The following is a 19382-nucleotide window of genomic DNA, read 5'->3' on the forward strand; positions in this document are numbered from 1 at the left end:
ATTCCGGTTATCCGCCAATCAACAGAATATTTAGACTATGAACTCCCCTCGTCGGCTGGATCGCATCGATATTGGCATCCTGAGCCAGTTGCAGCAGAACGCCCGCATCACCAATGCCGAGCTGGCGCGCGCGGTGAATCTGTCGCCCACGCCGTGCTTCAACCGCGTGCGGGCGCTCGAAAAACTCGGGCTCTTCAAACAGCAGGTCACGCTGTTGAACCCCGAGCCGCTCGGGCTGCGCATCAACGTGTTCATTCAGGTCAGTCTGGAGAAGCAGGTGGAGGATGCGCTGCGGCGCTTCGAACAGGCGATCGGCGAGCGCCCGGAAGTGATGGAGTGTTATCTGATGACGGGCGATGCCGATTACCTGCTGCGTGTCGTCGTGCCCGACATGCCGACGCTCGAGCGCTTCATCCTCGATCAGTTGACGAAGATTCCTGGCGTGTCGAATATCCGCTCGAGCTTTGCGCTCAAGCAGGTGCGCTACAAGACGGCGCTGCCGCTGCCGGCGTCGGGGCTCACGCTGATCGATCCGGACGACGTCGCAACCGACTGGCGTTGAACGCGCGCCGCGCCTTTAGTGGTTAGCGGTTGTCGGTGGCCGCTCGCGCCAGCGCCCGGCCACGCTGCACCGTCCGGTTGTAAAGCGCGCCGCCGGCCATCAACACGCAGGTGCCGAGAAACACCGCACGCATGCCGAGATGACCGCCCACGAACCCGCCGAGCAACGGCCCCACCACCTGCCCCGCGTACTGCGAAGAAGTCGAATAACCGAGCAACGTGCCGGCTACGCGATCGGGCACGTTGTGCCGGATCACGCTCGCGATGCACGGCAGCAACCCACCCAGCGCGAGTCCCATCAGAAAACGCAGCACGATCAGTTGCCACGCGGCAGTGACATACGCCTGCGGAATCAGCAGCACCGCGGCTACCGCGAGGCAACCGACGATCACGTTCCAGTGCCCCACCCGGTCAGCGAGCTTGCCGAGCCGCGACGCGGACAGAATGCTGCCGAGCGCCGCGCCCGACATCACGAACCCGGCCACCATCGTGACGTGCTGTACGTCGACGAGTTGCGCAACGTAGACCGTGATGATCGGTTCGATCGACATGTTCGCGACCATCAGCAGCAACCCGGTGACGAGCATCGCGACGGCGGGGCGGCGATCGTCGACGGAAGCCCATGCGCCCTGCTGACGTTGCTTCGACGAACCGGCTGAACGCGGCGGACGCGGCGCCTCGCGGATCAGGAACGCCGTTGCGAGAAACGCGACAAAGATCGCGGCGCCTGCTGCGAAGAACGTTTGCCGGATGCCGATCAGCGGCGGCAGTATTCCACCGATCAGCGGGCCAACCAGGTTGCCGGCCATGATGCCCGACGCGAGCACACCGAGCGCCCAGCCGGTGCGCCCTTTCGGTGTCTGTGTGGCGACCAGCACCGTCGAGCCCGATGCATAGCCGCCCAGCAACCCCGCGAGCAGTCGCAGCGCGGCCAGTTGCCAGACGTTGTGCGCCATGCCGATCAGCGACATCGCGACGGCCATGCCGAGGCTGGAGCGGATCAGCATCAGCTTGCGGCCGTAGAGATCGGCAAGCCGGCCCCACAGCGGCGCAACCAGCGCCGCGCTGAAGAACGTCGCGCCGAACGCGATACCGGACCACTGGACGATCGCCGCATGATCGGTCACGCCGAGATGCTCGACGTACAGCGGCAGAAACGGCAGCAGCAAGGTCATCGCGACGATCGTCGTGAACGAGCCGAATACGCAGACGATCAGGTTGCGCTGCCAGTGCGGCGCGCCGCCGTCGTTGTCGTCGGTGGCCTGCGCAACGCTGCGGGGAGAGGGAGTCATCGTGGGGCCCTTGCATGATGCGGGCACGCGGCGCAGGCCCGGTCCCCGATCGTATAGGCGTTGCGCAGGTGCCGCCAGTTCACGCGCGATTCCGGTATCGGGACTACCCGGCAAAGGCGCTACGGCCCTATGGCTGCCCCGCGTCGGGGTACGTTGCGACCTCGTGAGGTGAACGCCCGGCTCAGCGATGCAGTTGCTGCGCGGCAATATCCTCAAGCGAGCGGCCGCGCGTCGGCACGCCCATCAGCACGACGGCCAGCGCGCCGACGAGCAGCACCGTCGTCGTCGCACCGAACACGCCCGCGAAACCGAACACCGGATACAGATAGCCGACGAGAATCGGCGCCGCAATCGCACCGAGCCGACCGATCGACGAAGCGAGTCCCGAACCGGTTGCGCGCACATCGGTCGGAAACACTTCCGGCGTGTACGCATAGACGCCGGCATAGGTGCCGTTCATGAAGAACGACAACAGCACACCTGAGGCCATGATGCCCGCATCGCTGCGCGTAAGCGCGAGACCGAGCGCCGATACGCCGCCCAGCACCATATAGCTTGCGATGGTCGCCTGGCGGCCGATCTTCTCGTTAAGCCACGCACCCGAAAAATAGCCGGGAATCTGCGCGAGATACATCACGAGCGAATACGAAAAGCTGCGTGTGATCGTCATGCCGCTTTGCACGAGCAAGCCGGGAATCCATGTGAAGAACGCGTAATAGCTGAACGTGATCGAGAGCCACATCAGCCAGGTCATTGCGGTGATGCGCGCAAGCGAGCGCGACCACAGCGCCTTCACATTCGCGACAACCGATGCGCGTTCGGCGGCGATCGGCACGGCGCCCTCGGTTGTGGCGTCGGGTGGCAATGGGTCGAGATGGATGCCATCGGCGAGCATCTCGGCTTCCGCGGCGGCGATGATTGCTTCGGCTTCGACGTGCCGTCCGCGCGCTTCGAGCCAGCGCGGCGATTCGGGCAACGCGCGGCGCCACCACAGCAGCATCACGATCGGCAATGCGGTGATCACCATCACGACGCGCCACGCTTCGGAACCAAGCGGAATCACGAAATAGCCAAGCAGCGCAGCAGCGACGAAGCCAAATGAGAAGAACCCCGCGAGGCTGCCAGTGAACGCACCGCGATAACGCCGCGCCACGAACTCCGACAGGAACGGCGCGACGATCGCGCTTTCCGCGCCGGTGCCGAGCCCCGCGACGATGCGCGTCGCGAGGAAGAACGGCCAGTCGTGCGCGGTCGCGCTGGCAAGCGACGCGACACAGTAGATGACAAGCGCCCACATCATCACGCGACGCCGCCCGATCAGATCGCCGAGCATCCCCGCCAGCATCGCACCGACGAAGTAACCGATGAACGTGCCGCTGCCGAGTACACCGGTCTGCACGCTGGTCAGATGCCATTGCTGACGTAATACGGGCAGCAGGAACGCGAGCACCGCGGCATCCATCGCGTCGAAGGTGTAGCCAAGGCCACCCATCAACAGCAACCGACGATGAAAGCGCGCGAACGGCATGCGCTCGATACGGGCAGAAATCGAAGTCATGGCGGCCGCTCCCGGCTATCGACGGATCGTGACAGGCACACTGCGTTCACACGTGCCCGCGCAGTGTGCCCCCGTGTCTAGCCGTGCTGCAACTCGTCAAAATGAATGTGGCCGCCTTTCATCACGAACGGGATGTGTTCGCCTTGCCCAAGCAGACAGTCGATCGACTTGAGCGGGTTGCCGTCCACGACCAGCACGTCGGCGAACGCGCCCGGCACGAGTTGCCCGAGCTTGCCGGTCATGCCAAGCACTTCGGCGCCGACCAGCGTCGCGCTTGCGATCACCTCGCCGGGCGTCAGCACCTGGGCGCGCAAGCGGAATTCATCGCTCTGCAGGCGTTGCGATTCGCCGAGCAGATCGGTGCCGAAGCCCATTTTCACGCCGGCTCGCTTGAGTATTTCGAGCGAGCGCAAGCCCGCTTCGTGCACGTCCGCGACCTTCGCAATGCTCGCCTCCGGCAGGCCGTACTTCGCGCCTTCGCTTGCAAGCGCATCGTAGGTGACGAGCGTCGGCACGACGAACGCATCGTGCGCAGCGACGACGCGTGCGGTCGCGTCGTCGATCAGATTACCGTGCTCGATGGTGCGCACGCCGCAGCGCACCGCGCGGGCAATCGCATCGGCCGTGTACGCATGCGCGAGCACATAGGTGTGACGCGCCTGCGCTTCGCCGACTATCGCGCGAATCTCGTCTTCCGAATAGCCCCATGCGCCCACCGGATCGGTCGGCGATGCGACGCCGCCGGACGCCATGATCTTGATCTGGTCGGCGCCCATCTGCAGCTCTTCGCGCACGGCGCGGCGCACTTCGTCGACGCCGTCTGCTACGCGTCCAAGTGCGCCGACTCGCACGCAGCAACCGCACGGCGCATCGGGCGCGATGTAGTCGCTGCGCGCGCGTGGATCGCCGTGACCGCCGGTCTGACTCAGCGCGCGGCCGGAGACGAACATGCGCGGTCCTTCCGCGAGCCCGGTTTCGACGGCCTGCTTGAACGGATAACCGGCGCCGCCCGCATCGCGCACCGTCGTGAAGCCGCGGCGCAGCATCGCGCGCATCAGCGGCACGGCGCGCAGCGTGACGAGCACGTTGGGTAAGGTCGCGACGCGCGGCAGATTGAATTCGACGGCGACGACATGCACGTGCAGATCGATTAGGCCCGGCATGATCGTCTTTCCTTTCAGATCGACGACACGGGCACGACTGCTCGTAATAGGCCGGTCCGATACTTCGCGGATAAGCCCATCTTCGACCAGCACGTCGTGGCCGGGTAACAGTTCGGGTTGGGTGGGATCGAGCAAGGCGCCGTTGCGGAACAACACGGGATCCATCGTGAGCCTCCGGAGAAAAACAGCACGACATATGAGGGCGCGTGGTGCGCGCCGCTATCTCGCATCGTACACAGACTGCGGGTTGAGATGCGGATGTCCGACGTGCTTTGTTTTACAGCGCAGCGCGCGGACCCATTCGCTTACGAACAGGCCACGCGCCGCGATCCATCGATTACCGGCTACGCGCCGGCGCCCGGTTATCCAGCTGCGGACGCACCGCTTCCCGCCCAAGCCGCGTGATCTGATACGGCCGACCATCGATGCTTGAAATCAGGCCTCGGCGCTTCAGTTTCCGGAAAACAGAAGGCGTGCAATCGCTGAGCCTCAGCCCGTAACGGTTGAAGCAATCTACGTCGATGATCTGGTTATCGATACGCTGAAGGCGAATTTCGCCACCCTGCGCGAGTACGTGCAGAACACGTTGTTCCTGCCTGGAAATATTCATGTTGGAGCATAGGTTGTAACCGCGAACGCAAATAGCGCTGCCCGCTGTGTGCGGGCACGCTGCCAGGGTTCGGCTAACGCAGCTTCATTGAAACGAAGCGGTTAGCAGGCGGCTACAAGCTCCAACATAGTTCCTCGGACAATCCGCGCTTGAAGCGCGGAAGGGTGAGATGAAGGCGGAATGCTACCTTCGGTTTGTCGTGTGGTCAAACGTGCGCTGTGGCGCGCAGTTCACGCAGCGCGCGACGTGTCGGTCCAGCCCGCAAGCAGCGCATGCAGTTGATTCATATCCTCGAACACCGCGACGGCGCCTGCCGCGCGCAGCGCATCGGGGCTTTGCTGCCCGACGACCTTGGGGCTGTAACCGAACACCGTCGCGCCGGCCGCGACGCCTGCGGTTATGCCGGTCGCCGTGTCTTCGACCACGGCGCAACGGGCCGGATCGACACCGAGCGCAGCCGCGGCTGCAAGATAAACATCGGGGTAAGGCTTGCTGCGCGCCATGTCGTGACCGCTAAACACGTGGCCATCGAAGCACTCGAGAATGCCGACCTTCGCCAGTTGCATTTCGACCTTGGGCTTGTCGGCGCCCGACGCCACGGCGATCCGTCCGCCCAGCGTACGATGCAACGCGCGCACCGCATCGGGTGCGCCGCGAATCTCGACCAGGTCGCGCTCGAGCGCTTCGTTGCGCCGCGCACGAAACTGCGCGAGCCACTCGGACGTGACGGCAAAACCGGTGTGTGCTTCGATTTGTGCCGCTTCGTCTCGCACCGTCTTGCCGACGAAAATGCGCATCGTCTCTTCGATGCCGATCGACCAGCCCAGTTCGTTGAGCATTTCGGTGATCACGCGGTTGGTGATCGGCTCCGAATCGACGAGCACGCCGTCGCAGTCGAAGATGACGGCATCAAAAGGGAAATCGGACATCGAACGGTAGCGAAGAGTGAGCGGAGCGCACAAGCATACCGCAGCGCCGCTCATTACATCGTTCACGCTGCCGTTCACTTCAGATAGAACGCCCCCGGCAGCAGCGCGTCAGCGCTAGTCACCTCGACGGCGCCGGTCAGATTGCTCAGCACGACAGTAAGCGCCGGCGTACCGAGTTCGATCATCACCTGACGACATGCGCCACACGGCGCGATGGGATCGTCCGTGGCGCCGATCACGGCGATTGCATCGAACTGTCCGGGTTTGTATCCCTCGGCCACCGCTGCGAAAAACGCTGTGCGTTCCGCGCAGTTGCACAACCCGTACGACGCATTTTCGACGTTGCAGCCGTGAAAGATCCTGCCGTCTTTCGCACGCAGCGCAGCGCCGACGTGGAAATTCGAATACGGCGCATAGGCGTGCGTGCGTGCCTTGCGGGCTTCTTCGATCAGTTGTTCGTGGGTAGTCATAGCGACTCCTGAGTTCGGTTCATTGCGGCGCGGAAGGAGCATGAGGTGCAGGACGTGCGCTGAGAAACGACACACCGTCCGCGAACGGCGTGAGTCCGAACCAGTCGGCCAGACTCTGCCCGACATCCGCAAAACTCTCGCGCACGCCGAGACTACCCGGCGTCACGCGCTTGCCGTACACGAGTACCGGCACGTGTTCGCGCGTGTGGTCGGTGCCCGGCCACGTCGGATCGCAGCCGTGGTCCGCGCTCAGAATCACCACGTCGTCGTCCGCGAGCAAGTCGTAGAGTTCCGGCAGCCGCGTGTCGAAGTATTCGAGCGCGGCCGCATAGCCGGGCGTATTGCGGCGATGTCCGAAGTTCTGATCGAAGTCGACGAAGTTCGTCATCACGATGCTGAAGTCGGGCGTCTCGCGCACCGCATCGAAAGTCGCCTGCCACAGCCCGTCGAGTCCATGCGCCTTGATCTTGCGCGTGATGCCGACGTGCGCGTAGATGTCGGCTATCTTGCCGATCGACACCACCTCGCCGCCTGCCGCAGCGAGTTTCTCCAGCACGGTCGCAGCAGGCGGCGGCACCGCCAGGTCGCGGCGATTCGGCGTGCGCGTGAAGCCGTGTTGCGCGTCACCGGTAAACGGCCGCGCGATCACGCGGCAAATGTTGTAGCGGTCCACTTCCTCGCGTGCAATCTCGCACAGGTCGTATAGACGCTGCAGGCCGAACGTCTCTTCGTGGCACGCAATCTGGAACACGGAATCGGCGGATGTGTAGAAGATCGGCTTGCCGCTCGCGCGGTGTTCTTCACCGAGCGCGTCGAGTATCGTCGTGCCCGACGCGTGGCAGTTGCCGAGGTAGCCTGGCAATCCCGCACGCCGCACGAGCGCATCGAGCAGTTCGGGCGGAAAAGTATGAGTGGGTTGCTCGAAGTAACCCCAGTCGAAACGCACGGGCACACCCGCCAGTTCCCAGTGCCCCGATGGCGTGTCCTTGCCCGACGACAGTTCGCGCGCCGCACCGTATGCACCGATCAACGTCGGCGTCGCGGTAAAACCCGGTGCCAGCGCGCCGGTCGCCAGCTGATTGGCGAGGCCGATGCCGAGCTGTTCGAGATGCGGAATCCGCAACGGTCCGCTACGCCCCACCTCTGCCTCACCGCGCGCGCAACTCGCAGCGATGTGGCCGAGCGTATCTGCACCGACATCGCCGAAACGCACGGCGTCCGGCGCGGCACCGACGCCCAGCGAATCAAGGATCAAAATGATTGCACGCATGACGACGTCCGTTGAACTAGTCGATCACATCGTACAGCGACGGCGGAACGTTCGCATCAGCGTCGGCGATCGTGCAGGCGGCGAGAATCTCGCTGGCCGCGCGCTGTGCCGCCGCGGTGTCGCGAGCGTGGACAAGCGCGAGCGCTTGCCCTGCTTCGACACGCTCGCCCAGTTCGACGATATCCGTGAGCCCCACCTGGTAGTCGATTGTGTCTTCGGGACGACGTCTGCCGCCACCAAGACCCACCACCGCGAGACCCATTGCACGACAATCGATCTGCGCAACAACACCCGCACGCGGCGCAGCCACCGGCAACACAACCGGCGCATGACCGAGCTGACGATCGTACGTCTCGAGCAGATCGGCAGGACCGCCAAGCGCGGTCACCATCTGCGCGAAACGCTCGGCGGCCGCGCCTGAATCGAGTGCAGCGATGAGCTTGTCGCGGCCCTGCGCGACATCGCTGGCGAGACCGCCCAGCACGAGCATCTGCGCAGCCAGCGCCAACGTCACCTCATGCACGCGCGTGGGCCGCGTGCGACCGGTCAGGTAGTCGATAGAAAAACGCACTTCGAGCGCGTTGCCCGCACACGGTGCGAGCGGCTGGTTCATGTCGGTCAGCACGGCCGTCGTCTTCATGCCCGCGCCATTGCCGACCGCGACGATACTGCGCGCGAGTTCCACCGATTTCTCATAGCTCGGCATGAACGCCCCCGAGCCGACCTTGACGTCCATCACGAGAGCGTCGAGTCCGGCCGCGAGCTTCTTCGAGAGAATCGACGCGGTGATCATCGCGACCGATTCCACCGTCGCGGTCACGTCGCGGATCGAATAAATGCGTTTGTCGGCGGGAGCAAGCTGCGCAGTCTGGCCGATGATCGCCACACCCACGTCGCGCACCACGCGACGAAACGCGTCGGTGTCGGGCGTCACGTTGTAGCCGGGAATCGACGAGAGCTTGTCGAGCGTGCCGCCGGTGTGACCGAGCCCGCGCCCCGAGATCATCGGCACGTAACCGCCGCACGCGGCCACCATCGGTCCGAGCAGCAACGACGTCAGATCGCCGACACCGCCGGTGGAATGTTTATCGAGTACCGGCCCCGGCAGCTCGAGATCGCGCCAGCCGAGCACCTGGCCCGAGTCGCGCTGCGCGAGCGTCATCGCCACGCGCTCGGCAATGCTCATGTCGTTGAAAAAGACCGCCATCGCAAACGCCGCGACCTGTCCTTCGCTGACACTGCCGTCCGTCACGCCGCGCACGAATGCTGCGATCTCGGCTTCATTCAACGGCTGGCGGTCGCGCTTCTTGCGAATAATTTCCTGGGTTAGAAACATGTTGATTCACTTGCTCGAATGGATTGGACGCTGCTCAGTGTAAGGACAGGAACGTGCCGGCGATGGCCGCGCTCATCAGGTTCGACAGCGTACTCGCCGCGACGACGCGCAGGCCGTAGCGCGCGACTTCCGAGCGGCGCTCGGGCGCGACCGCGCTGAAACCGCCGGCAAGAATCGCAATCGACGAAAAATTGGAGAACCCGCACAGCGCAAACGTGACGATCGCGACCGTCTTCGGGTCGAGCACCTTGAGGCCCGCTGCGGCCACGTCGTGCGCGCTCTTCAGGTACGGCGACAGATCGACATACGCGACAAACTCGTTGAGGATCAGCTTTTCGCCGATGAAGTTACCCGCGAGCGGCGCATCGTGCCACGGCACACCGAGTATCCACGCGAGCGGTGAAAACACGTAGCCGAGAATAAGCTGCATCGTGAGATCGGGGTGGCCGAAGAGCCCCGCGATTGCGCCGACAATCATGTTGAGCAGCGCAATCAGACCGATGAACGCAATCAGCATCCCGCCCACATTTAGCGCAATGCGCAGGCCGACAGCCGTGCCGGATGCAACGGCTTCGATGACGTTCGCCGAGCGTCGTTCGTCGAAGCTCAGTTTCTCGGGGATCGGTTGCGGTGCTTCGGTCGTCGGAAAGATGATCTTCGCGAACAACAAGCCGCCCGGCACCGCCATGAACGAGGCGGCGAGCAGATAGTCGAGCCGCACACCGAGCCCGACGTAGCCCGCCAGCACCGAGCCGGCCACCGATGCCATCCCGCTCGTCATCACCGTGAACAGTTCGGCGCCGGTCATCTGCTTCGCGAACGGTTTGACGAAAGCAGGCATTTCGCTCTGCCCGAGAAAGATCGTCGCCACCGCGGAACACGCTTCGATGCGGCTCACACCGAGCAGTTTTTCGAACAGCCCGCCGAAGCCGTTGATGATCAGTTTCATCACGCCGATGTGATACAGCACGGCGATCAGCGCGGTGACGTAGATGATCATCGGCAGCACGCGCAGGGCGAACACGAAGCCGTTGTCGCCGAACACCTTGAACATCTGGTCACCGACCAGACCGCCGAACATAAACGTTACGCCGCGATCGCCCATCTCGAGCACACGGTTCACGCCGTGCGCGGCACCCGCGAGCGCCTCGCTACCGAGCGGCACGAATAGCACGAATGCGCCGATCGCCACCTGCACCGCGAAGGCCGCAATCAGGGTGCGCGGACGAATTGCGCGCCGGTTGGCCGACAGCGCATACGCGATCAGCAACAGAAACGCCATGCCAGACAGGCTGCGGACGATATTCACGTTGGGCTCACAGGGATAGTTAGGTTGACTGGCCGGACGACGCGACCGGTGCAGGGGAAGTGCCGTTGTACTGTGTGCCGCCGGGCGAGCCGGTCGATTCCGGGTTTTATGATAGTTACATAACAAAAAATGTTTCGAAATTCTCATTACGATTCGACGCGGTCACAATGCGGGTTTTCACCAAGCGAACGCTGGGCGAACCGGGAGTGGCGCGATCGTGGAGGAAAGTGCGGCGACACGCAAATCGATGCATATTGCATGGTGAGTGCGGGACGGACTGGCAGGAATATCGGTGGGGTTCGGAGCGGACGAGCGGAATTCGAAGGGGCGGTGCGCGTCGGCTGGGGGACAGCCGACGTGTTACGAAGCTAACGGACCCAGGCGGGTCCGGATGGAATGGAGGCTTTCGATGTTAACTTCATCGCGAGCTGGAAAGCGCACAAGCGCGCACGAATGCGCCGCGCTCAGCGGTCGAAGGCAGCGAGCTGCGCAACGGCCTGATCCACCGCTGCCGAGCGCGTTGCACGACGCTGCGCCGACGCAGCCAGCAACCGCTCGACGACTTCCGGCGGCGCAACATCAGGCGAACCAGCATTGAACGGCGGCGCCGGATCGTACTCGATCTGCAACTGGATCTGCTGCGCGACGTCGTCGCCGGCCAGCTCCGCCACGACGCGCAGCGCCATGTCGATGCCGGCCGTTACGCCGCCCGACGTGAACAGATTGCCGTCGACCGTAAGACGTTCGGTACTCACTGTCGCGCCGAACTTCGCAAGTTGCTCGCGCGACTGCCAGTGGGTGCCCGCGCGCCGCCCGCGCAAGAATCCGGTCGCGCCCAGCAACAACGAACCGGTGCAGATGCCGAACACGTACTCGGCGCGCTGGGCCTTGTCGCGAACAAACGCGACGGTTTCGCGATCAAGCATCGCCACATCCACGCCCGGACCGCCGGGTACCACCAGCAGGTCGTAATGCGCCGCTTCGGCGAAGGTGACGTCGGGCTGGATCACGAGGCCGCTATCGCTGCGCACCAGCGCACGCGACGCCGCAACGAGTTCGGCTTTCCAGCCCGGCATGCGCGTCAACACCTCTTGCGGCCCGGTCAGGTCGAGCTGCGTCACGTTGGGAAACAGCAGAAAGCCGGCGGTGCGGACGGGACTGGTTTGCGACATCGCGTTCATCCTTGAGGTTGGTGGTCCAAAGAACCCATTGGAGCATTCCCGCCGATGGCAAGAAAGACAACCAACCTTCAGTTTCTGCCAAGCACCCGTTAAGCTCGCGCCGCCGTCAGATTGAGCGCGAGCGCCTGCGCTACCTCGATGCCGTCGATGGCCGCCGAATAGATCCCCCCGGCATATCCTGCGCCTTCGCCGGCCGGATACAGACCTTCGACGTTCATGCTCTGGCAATCGTCCTTGCGGCGCACCCGGATCGGCGACGAAGTGCGCGTCTCGACGCCGGTGAGTACGGCGTCGTGCATCGCAAAGCCGGCGATCTTTCTATCGATCTGCGGCAATGCTTCGCGGATCGCTTCGATCACGTAGTCGGGCAGCGCCGTGCTGAGATCGGTGGGATGGACGCCCGGCTTGTACGACGGCACGACGGAGCCCAGCGACGTCGACGGCCGGCCCGCGATAAAGTCGCCGACCAGTTGACCAGGCGCGTTGTAGTTGCTGCCGCCGAGTTCGAATGCGCGCTCTTCCCATTTGCGCTGGAACGCGATGCCTGCCATCGGGCCGCCCGGATAATCTTCTGGCGTGATGCCGACGACGATGCCCGCATTCGCGTTGCGCTCGGCCCGCGAATACTGGCTCATGCCATTGGTGACCACGCGGCCCGGTTCGGACGTCGCCGCGACCACCGTGCCGCCTGGGCACATACAAAAGCTGTAGGCGGAACGTCCGTTACTGCAGTGATGGACCACTTTGTAGTCGGCCGCGCCGAGCAGCTTGTGGCCCGCAAACGTACCGAAACGGCTACGATCGATCACACCCTGCGGATGTTCGATGCGAAAGCCGAGCGAAAACGGCTTGGCTTCGATATACACGCCACGATCGTGCAGCATCTGGAAGGTGTCGCGCGCGCTGTGGCCCACGGCCAGCACGACGTGGTCGCAGCGCAGCGTGTCGCCGTTCGAGAGCTTGAGCGAGCGCACCTTGCCCTGATCGATTTCGATGTCGTCGACCCGGGTTTCGAAGCGCACTTCGCCGCCCAGTTCGTGGATCGTGGCGCGCATCTTTTCCACCATGCTGACAAGGCGGAACGTGCCGATGTGCGGCCGGCTCAGATACAGGATGTCTTCCGGCGCGCCTGCCTTGACGAATTCTTCGAGCACCTTGCGGCCATAGTGGTTCGGGTCCTTGATCTGGCTGTACAGCTTGCCATCGGAAAACGTTCCAGCGCCGCCCTCACCGAACTGCACGTTCGATTCAGGGTTGAGTACGCCCTTGCGCCACAGGCCGAAGGTGTCCTTGGTGCGCTCGCGTACGGCCTTGCCGCGTTCGAGGATGATCGGACGAAACCCCATCTGCGCGAGGATCAGCCCGGCGAACAGACCGCACGGTCCCATACCGATCACCACTGGGCGCAGGCGATCCGTGTGTTCGGGGGCCTGCGCGACGAAGCGGTACGTCATGTCGGGCGTTACCGCGCAATGCGGTTTGCCAGCGATCCGCTTGAGCGCAGCCGCTTCGTCCTTGACTTCGACGTCGACGATATAGGTCAGCCGGATATCGGAGCGCTTGCGCGCATCGTGCGCACGGCGAAACACCGTGTAGCGGACGAGGCCGTCTGCCGCCACGCCGAGCTCCGCGAGGCGCGCGCGAACCGCGGCTTCGAGATCGGCTTCGACATGGTCCAGAGGGAGTTTGACTTCGCTTAAACGTAGCATGTGTATTGGGGGCGGCCACCGCGGGAATCGCGGCGAAACCGTATTTTATAGGTTCGGCGGGTTTTCGAAGGGAAAGCTGCCGTACGACGCGGTGCACAGGCTTCAGCGGCACCCTGAGTTGCAGCGAGAATAAATTCAATCTATCGATTCATAAGAAAACAAAATTATTTTTATACGCGCGAGCTTCGTATAGTCCGGTCAGTCGATTGCGGCGCCTCGCCGCCTTGTCGCCACATTCTCACAGCGCGTTACTCCACTTCCACTGCCCGGATCACGATGAAACTCCGCAAGCTCACTCCGCTGGCAATGTTCAGCACGCTCGCCGCCACCGCTGCTGCGCCGGCCTGCGCGCAAAGCAGCGTGACGCTCTATGGCCTGATCTCCGCGGGCGTGGGCTTCGCGTCCAACCAGGGTGGCAAGAATGCCTGGCAGGCGCTGAGCGGCACCAACCAGAACCCGCGCTGGGGGTTAAAAGGCAAGGAAGACCTCGGTGGCGGACTGAGCGCGATCTTCCAGCTCGAAAACGGCTTCAACGTCATGAGCGGCACTGCCTCGCAGAACGGCCGCGAATTCGGCCGCCAGGCGTTCGTCGGGCTGTCGGACAAACACTACGGCACGCTGACTTTCGGTCGTCAGTACGACACGATCCACGACTACATCGGACCGGTGATCATCGCCAGCAACGGTGTGAACATCGGCGACAACGACAACGGCTATAACGACATCCGCGTGCAGAACTCGGTGAAGTACGTGAGCGCCGCCTATCGCGGCCTGAAGGCGACGGCGCAATACGGCTTCAGCAATACGGTGGGCTTCAGCAACAACAACGCGTACAGCTTCGGCGTCGGCTACGAGAACGGTCCGCTGCGCTGGAGCGCTGTCTACGCGCAGTACAACCATCCGTACAGCAGCACGAATCAGGACGGCGCAATCGCCAACGACTATGCCTCGTCACTGCTGATCTTCGACAAGAGCGCGACGAACCCGTCGGTATTCGCGAGCAAACAGCGCATCCTCGGCACCGGCGGTTTCTACACGATCGGCCGCGCGCAGTTCGCGGCGCTGTTTACCGATGTCCATTACGACTACCTCGACAACTCGCACCTGCATCTGCAGAACTACGGTGTGAACGTCGTGTACACGCTGACACCGGCGCTCTTTCTCGGCGCCGCGTATGGCTATACGGCCGGCAAGTACGACGTGATCGACACGCATCCGAAGTGGCATCAGGTCAATCTGCAGGCAGACTATTTCCTGTCGAAGCGCACCGATGTCGCGTTGACGGTGATCGGACAGCTCGCCGCCGGCGACGCGAAGTACGCGCAGATCTTCGCCTATGCCCGCTCGACCAGTACGCGCCAGGTCATCGCGACGGTCGGCATCCGCCACCTGTTCTGACTATGAGCGATACTGACGACTTCCCGCGCCGTGCGTTTCTCAAAGGCTCGCTTGCGCTTGCCGCCGGCGCCCTGCTCCCCACTACTGCATGGGCCTCCACCATGAACCCGACTCCACGCCGCACGGTCATCATCGACACCGATCCTGGTCAGGACGACGCGATTGCGATTCTCTTCGCGCTCGGCGCAAGCGACCGGCTCGATGTGCGTGCGCTCACGGCCGTTGCCGGCAACGTGCCGCTCGACCTGACCGAACGCAATGCGCGCATCATCCGCGACTGGGCCGGCCGCACGACGACACTGCCCGTCTATGCGGGTTGTCCGCGGCCGTTGGTGCGCGAGCTCGTCACCGCCGCCAACGTGCACGGCAAGACTGGCCTCGAAGGCGTCACGCTGCATGAGCCACTGGCGCCGCTCGCGCCCGGACATGCGGTGAACTATCTGATCGAAACCTTGCGCGCGGCCGCGCCGCATAGCGTCACGATCTGCTCGCTCGGTCCGCTGACCAACCTCGCCACCGCGCTCACCGAAGCACCGGATATTCGCGACCATCTAAGCGAAATCGTGCTGATGGGCGGCGCTTTCTTCGAGCGCGGCAACATCACGCCGGCCGCGGAATTCAATATCTATGTCGATCCGCAGGCGGCGCAGATCGTCTTTTCGAGCGGCGTGCCGATTGTCGTGTTGCCGCGCGACGTGGCGGTCAAGGCGCCGATCACGCCCGCGCGGATTGCCCCGTTCCGCACGCTCGGCACGCGTTGCGGCACGGTCGTAGCGGACATCATGACCGCGGAAGTGGCGTATCAGAAGGGACGCCACGGCGTCGAAGAAGCGCCGATGTACGACCCGACCGCCACCGGCTATCTGATCGATCCGACGCTCTTCAAGGGCAGGCAGGTCAACGTGGAGATCGAGACGACCGGCGAATGGACGCTCGGCGAAACCGTCGTCGACTGGAGTGGGCACAGCGGCCGCGCGCCGAACGCGCTGTGGATCAACGAAGTCGATGCGGACGGCTTCTATGCGACGCTGCGCGCCAACATCGCTAACCTGCCCTAAGCGCGTTTCAGATATGCGCGGCGATCCACTCGCGGCAGCCGCGCACATGCGGGCCGCGATCCTCTCCCGCCAGCGAAATCAGCGCAATCGCGCGCGCGACATGTGGCCGGTTGAGTCGCACCGCTACCAGCTCGGGGTCGTGCAGATGCGTCGTGTAAAGGCTCGGCAGTACCGCGATCGCAAGACCGTTGCGCACGAGCGCGTAGAGCGGCTCGGTGTATTCCATCCGGTAGCTCACGGTGAGCCGCAGGTTTTCTGCACCGCCGGTGCGTTGCAGTGCCTCGCTAACACTGCCGCGCACAAACACCGCGAGATCGCGCCCGACGAGTTTCGCCCACGCGATGGCCTTGTGCTTCGCAAGCGGATCGTCGCGCCGTACGACCACGACGATCTGGTCTTCGAACAGATCGTCGTACCGCAGCACGGGGTCGTCCGCACCCGGCTCATGCACACCGATGCCGAGGTCGACGACGCCCTCGCGCACCGCGTCGATCAGCGCGGTGTTCGGCAGGTCGGTCAGTGTGAAGCGCAGGGTTCGCGCACGCGCGCCGAATGCGGTCAGCGCCGGCAGCAGGCGACCGGCCACTGAAGGGATCAGCCCGATGCGGACCGTTTGCACGCGGTCGGCGAAGGTGCGTGCCATGTCGTCGAAGGTACCGCGTGCCTGGTTGAGCAGACGTTCGGCCAGCGGCAGCACGCTGGCACCAGCAGCAGTCAGCGTCAGACGGTGTGCGGACCGCGCGAACAGCGGACCGCCGAGCAGGAATTCGATCTGCCGGATCGCGGCAGTCAGCGCGGGTTGCGTCAGCGAAAGCGACTGCGCCGCCTCGGTAAAACTGCGCGCATGCGCAAGCACGACGAAGTACTGCACTTGCCGCAACGTCAGGGCCGGCAACAGAGACGAACGGTCGGACATGAGGCCTGCGCAGTCGGGACAGAATGCGTTGGAGTATAGAACGCGTCAAAGTACGGGATACAGGACAAATTAAATGCTGAACAAGGACTCGTCGATGTCATCGTCCGACGCGATGTCTCACCGGAGCGGTAGCTCATGGCTCGACCGGCGCTTCGCACTTGCCGCGCGCAACACGACCGTACGCACCGAAGTGCTCGCGGGCATTACGTCGTTTCTCGCAGCGGCGTATCTGCTCGTCGTGATCCCTTCGCTGCTGGCAACGGGTGGCATGGAACGCGGTGCGACGACGACGGCGACGATCATCGTGTTCGTGCTGGGCACGGTGCTGATGGGGCTCTACACGAACCTGCCGTTTATCGTGGGGCCGGGGATCGGCGGATCGGTCGTGCTCGGGGTGACGCTCGCCGCCACCGAACACGTCGCATGGCAGACCGGCCTTGGCATCGCGTTCATTTCGGGTGTGCTGTTTCTGGTCCTGACGCTGGCCGGCGCGCGCAGCCTGGTGGTCCGGCTGATCCCCGCGCAAATCAAGCTTGGGCTCGGCGCATCGATCGGTCTCTTCATTGCGTTGCTCGGTTTTCGCAACGCGGGCATGGTGATCGCCAACGCGAAGACCAACGCGCTCGCGCTCGGCGACTTCACGCGGCCCGGCACGCTCGTCGCGCTTGCGGGGCTCGCCGCCGCGGTCGTGCTGCAGGGGCGCCGCGTGCCCGGGGCGATTCTGTGGGCCATCCTGATCGCGGCCGCTGCGGGCATCCCACTCGGCGTCACGCATCTGCCCGCGTCGCCGATGGCGCGGCCGCATAGCATCGTGCCGGTCGCGTTCAAACTCGACATCGCCAGTGCGCTCACCGTGTCCGCGATTCCGTATCTGTTCGTATTCTTTGCGTCGGAGTTCTTTTCCACGCTCGGCACGACGCTCGCGGTTGGCGCCAAGGCGCAACTGCTCGATGAACACGCGAACCTGCCCAACATCAACCGGCCGTTTCTCGTCGATTCGATTGCCGCGACGCTCGGCCCGGTGCTCGGCATTCCGGCGTTGACTGCGCTGGTGGAATCGGCGGCGGGCGTCGAGGCCGGCGGGCGCAGCGGGTTGTCGTCGCTGGCGGCGGCCGCGATGTTCGCACTGATGCTGCTGTTCGTCCCCGTCGCACTCGCGATTCCCAAGGAAGCGACCGCGCCCGCGCTGATCCTGATCGGCCTGTCGATGTTCGGCACGATCCGCCACACGCATTTCGACGACTTCACCGATGCGCTGCCCGTACTTTCGATGGTGCTGCTCACGCTGATGTCGAACAGCTTCGGCACCGGCATCGCCGGCGGACTGCTCTGCTACGTACTCGTGAAGCTGCTGGCCGGACGCTTTCGCGAGGTACCGTGGGGGCTCGTCGTACTCGCCGTGCCGCTCGGCTATTACTTCTGGACCGTTGTCAAACCGCATTGACGCCTGCATTGACTGAACGCGCCGTAACGGTTTTCCCCTTTGGCATGACCCGCACTACCGAGCACCACATCGACATGAACGAGACCCTGGGTAACGTGCCCACATCGCGCAGCGGCGTCGCTATCACGCCCGCACACCGGCACTTCTTTCGCGCGCTGCCGAAGGCCGAACTGCACTGCCATCTGCTGGGCGCCGTGCGGCACGACACCTTCGTCGCGCTGGCCGAACGGACCGGCGCGCCGATCGCACGCAGCGAAATCGACGCGTTCTATACACGCGGCGAAAAGCCGGTCGGCGTATTGCGTGTGTTGCGCGCCCTCGACGAATACCTGCTTACGCGTGCCGACGACCTGCACCGGATCGCCTACCAATATCTGCAGGACGCAGCCGCGCAGAACGTACGGCATAGCGAGTTCTTCTGGAATCCGACCGGCACGGTGCGCGTCTCGAAGATCGCCTACGCCGACGCGCAGGCCGCGATCGTCACGGCTATCCGCGACGCCGCGCGCGATTTCGGCATCAGCGCACGACTGATTCCGAGTATCGATCGCGAAGCCGATCCCGACGAGGCCGTCCAGGTTGTCGCGTGGATGAAGGCGCATCGGGCCGACGAAGTCGCGGGACTCGGCATCGATTACCGCGAGAACGATCGTCCGCCGGAACTGTTCTGGAAAGCGTATCGCGACGCGCGTGCGGCGGGATTCAGGACCACCGCACACGCCGGCGAGTTCGGCATGCCTGCACGCAATGTGGAAACCGCGGTCGACCTGCTGCAGTGCGACCGTATCGATCACGGCTACACGATCGTCGACGATCTGGCGCTCGCCGCGCGCTGCGCCGAACGCGGCATCGTGTTCACCGTGGTGCCGACCAACTCCTATTACCTGCGCACGCTGCCACCCGAACAATGGGCCGAGCTGCATCCGCTGCGCCGCATGGCCGCCCTCGGCCTGAAAATCCATCCGAATACCGACGACCCGACCTTGCACAAAGTCGACCCGGCCGGTGCCTGGCAACTGATGTTCGATCATTTCGGCTTCGGTATCGCGGATCTGCGGCAGTTTATGTTCAACGGTATCGATGGCGCGTGGGTGGACGAGTCGCAACGCGCGCAGTGGCGGACCGCGTGGGCGGCGGAGTTCGACGCGCTGGCTGCCGCGTTACCGTGAATCCGTAAA

Annotated in this window: 18 protein-coding genes; 6 read left to right on the plus strand and 12 right to left on the minus strand. The window is 64.0% G+C overall.

Features of this window, described 5'->3' with window-relative positions; translation table 11 throughout:
* Positions 1-37: 37 nt before the first annotated feature.
* On the plus strand, positions 38-562 hold the full coding sequence (locus M0D65_RS01570; RefSeq protein ID WP_091010349.1) for an Lrp/AsnC family transcriptional regulator: 525 nt from the start codon (positions 38-40) through the stop codon (positions 560-562).
* Between the two features lie 22 nt (positions 563-584).
* Here M0D65_RS01570 and M0D65_RS01575 read toward each other — a convergent pair whose 3' ends face one another.
* From M0D65_RS01575 to M0D65_RS01585, 3 genes are all read right to left on the minus strand, one after another.
* Positions 585-1853 (minus strand): MFS transporter, encoded by a 1269-nt coding sequence (locus tag M0D65_RS01575; protein WP_266250630.1) that lies wholly within the window; start codon positions 1851-1853, stop codon positions 585-587.
* Between the two features lie 181 nt (positions 1854-2034).
* A complete protein-coding gene (locus tag M0D65_RS01580; protein WP_266250632.1) occupies positions 2035-3411 on the minus strand; it encodes an MFS transporter in 1377 nt (458 codons plus the stop codon).
* 77 nt (positions 3412-3488) lie between these two features.
* Complete coding sequence (locus M0D65_RS01585) at positions 3489-4739, minus strand: amidohydrolase family protein (protein ID WP_266250634.1); 1251 nt, start codon at positions 4737-4739, stop codon at positions 3489-3491.
* Positions 4740-4832: 93 nt separating this feature from the next.
* On the opposite strand from M0D65_RS01585, the gene M0D65_RS01590 reads away from it, so the two are divergent.
* Positions 4833-4979 (plus strand): hypothetical protein, encoded by a 147-nt coding sequence (locus M0D65_RS01590; RefSeq protein ID WP_266250636.1) that lies wholly within the window; start codon positions 4833-4835, stop codon positions 4977-4979.
* Here M0D65_RS01590 and M0D65_RS33075 read toward each other — a convergent pair.
* The 8 genes from M0D65_RS33075 to M0D65_RS01625 all read right to left on the minus strand — a co-directional run bounded on the left by M0D65_RS33075 (position 4912) and on the right by M0D65_RS01625 (position 13388).
* Entirely contained in the window at positions 4912-5184 is a 273-nt protein-coding gene (locus M0D65_RS33075) for a YjhX family toxin (protein ID WP_091010342.1), read from the minus strand. The two genes, M0D65_RS01590 and M0D65_RS33075, sit on opposite strands and share 68 nt — an antisense overlap.
* Positions 5185-5414: 230 nt before the next feature.
* Entirely contained in the window at positions 5415-6113 is a 699-nt protein-coding gene (locus tag M0D65_RS01595; RefSeq protein WP_266250638.1) for an HAD family phosphatase, read from the minus strand.
* 74 nt (positions 6114-6187) lie between these two features.
* Positions 6188-6583 (minus strand): cytidine deaminase, encoded by a 396-nt coding sequence (locus M0D65_RS01600; protein WP_266250640.1) that lies wholly within the window; start codon positions 6581-6583, stop codon positions 6188-6190.
* Positions 6584-6602: 19 nt separating this feature from the next.
* Positions 6603-7853, minus strand: coding sequence for a phosphopentomutase (locus tag M0D65_RS01605; RefSeq protein ID WP_266250642.1), 1251 nt, complete (start codon positions 7851-7853; stop codon positions 6603-6605).
* A 16-nt stretch (positions 7854-7869) separates the two neighbouring features.
* Positions 7870-9189: a thymidine phosphorylase gene (gene deoA / locus M0D65_RS01610; protein WP_266250644.1), complete on the minus strand. Its 1320-nt coding sequence runs from the start codon at positions 9187-9189 to the stop codon at positions 7870-7872.
* A 34-nt stretch (positions 9190-9223) separates the two neighbouring features.
* Positions 9224-10498, minus strand: a complete 1275-nt coding sequence (locus M0D65_RS01615) for a NupC/NupG family nucleoside CNT transporter (protein WP_266250646.1) — start codon at positions 10496-10498, stop codon at positions 9224-9226.
* A 464-nt stretch (positions 10499-10962) separates the two neighbouring features.
* Positions 10963-11670 (minus strand): DJ-1/PfpI family protein, encoded by a 708-nt coding sequence (locus tag M0D65_RS01620; protein ID WP_266250648.1) that lies wholly within the window; start codon positions 11668-11670, stop codon positions 10963-10965.
* 98 nt (positions 11671-11768) lie between these two features.
* The gene (locus tag M0D65_RS01625; RefSeq protein ID WP_266250650.1) at positions 11769-13388 is read right to left on the minus strand and encodes an NAD(P)/FAD-dependent oxidoreductase; all 1620 of its coding nucleotides are present in this window, start codon (positions 13386-13388) and stop codon (positions 11769-11771) included.
* A 276-nt stretch (positions 13389-13664) separates the two neighbouring features.
* On the opposite strand from M0D65_RS01625, the gene M0D65_RS01630 reads away from it, so the two are divergent.
* The gene (locus M0D65_RS01630; RefSeq protein ID WP_266250652.1) at positions 13665-14786 is read left to right on the plus strand and encodes a porin; all 1122 of its coding nucleotides are present in this window, start codon (positions 13665-13667) and stop codon (positions 14784-14786) included.
* A 2-nt stretch (positions 14787-14788) separates the two neighbouring features.
* Positions 14789-15844, plus strand: a complete 1056-nt coding sequence (locus M0D65_RS01635; protein ID WP_266250654.1) for a nucleoside hydrolase — start codon at positions 14789-14791, stop codon at positions 15842-15844.
* Between the two features lie 7 nt (positions 15845-15851).
* Here the strand turns inward: M0D65_RS01635 and M0D65_RS01640 are convergent, their stop codons facing one another.
* A complete protein-coding gene (locus tag M0D65_RS01640) occupies positions 15852-16760 on the minus strand; it encodes a LysR family transcriptional regulator (protein ID WP_266250656.1) in 909 nt (302 codons plus the stop codon).
* A 94-nt stretch (positions 16761-16854) separates the two neighbouring features.
* Here M0D65_RS01640 and M0D65_RS01645 point away from each other — a divergent pair, with 94 nt between their 5' ends.
* Together M0D65_RS01645 and add are read left to right on the plus strand one after the other, a co-directional pair.
* Positions 16855-18204, plus strand: coding sequence for an NCS2 family permease (locus tag M0D65_RS01645; protein WP_308076540.1), 1350 nt, complete (start codon positions 16855-16857; stop codon positions 18202-18204).
* Between the two features lie 74 nt (positions 18205-18278).
* A complete protein-coding gene (add, locus tag M0D65_RS01650) occupies positions 18279-19373 on the plus strand; it encodes an adenosine deaminase (protein WP_266250660.1) in 1095 nt (364 codons plus the stop codon).
* The last annotated feature ends 9 nt before the right edge of the window (positions 19374-19382 follow it).

The sequence above is a fragment of the Paraburkholderia sp. CHISQ3 genome (assembly GCF_030464945.1).
GTDB classification, from domain to species: domain Bacteria; phylum Pseudomonadota; class Gammaproteobacteria; order Burkholderiales; family Burkholderiaceae; genus Paraburkholderia; species Paraburkholderia megapolitana.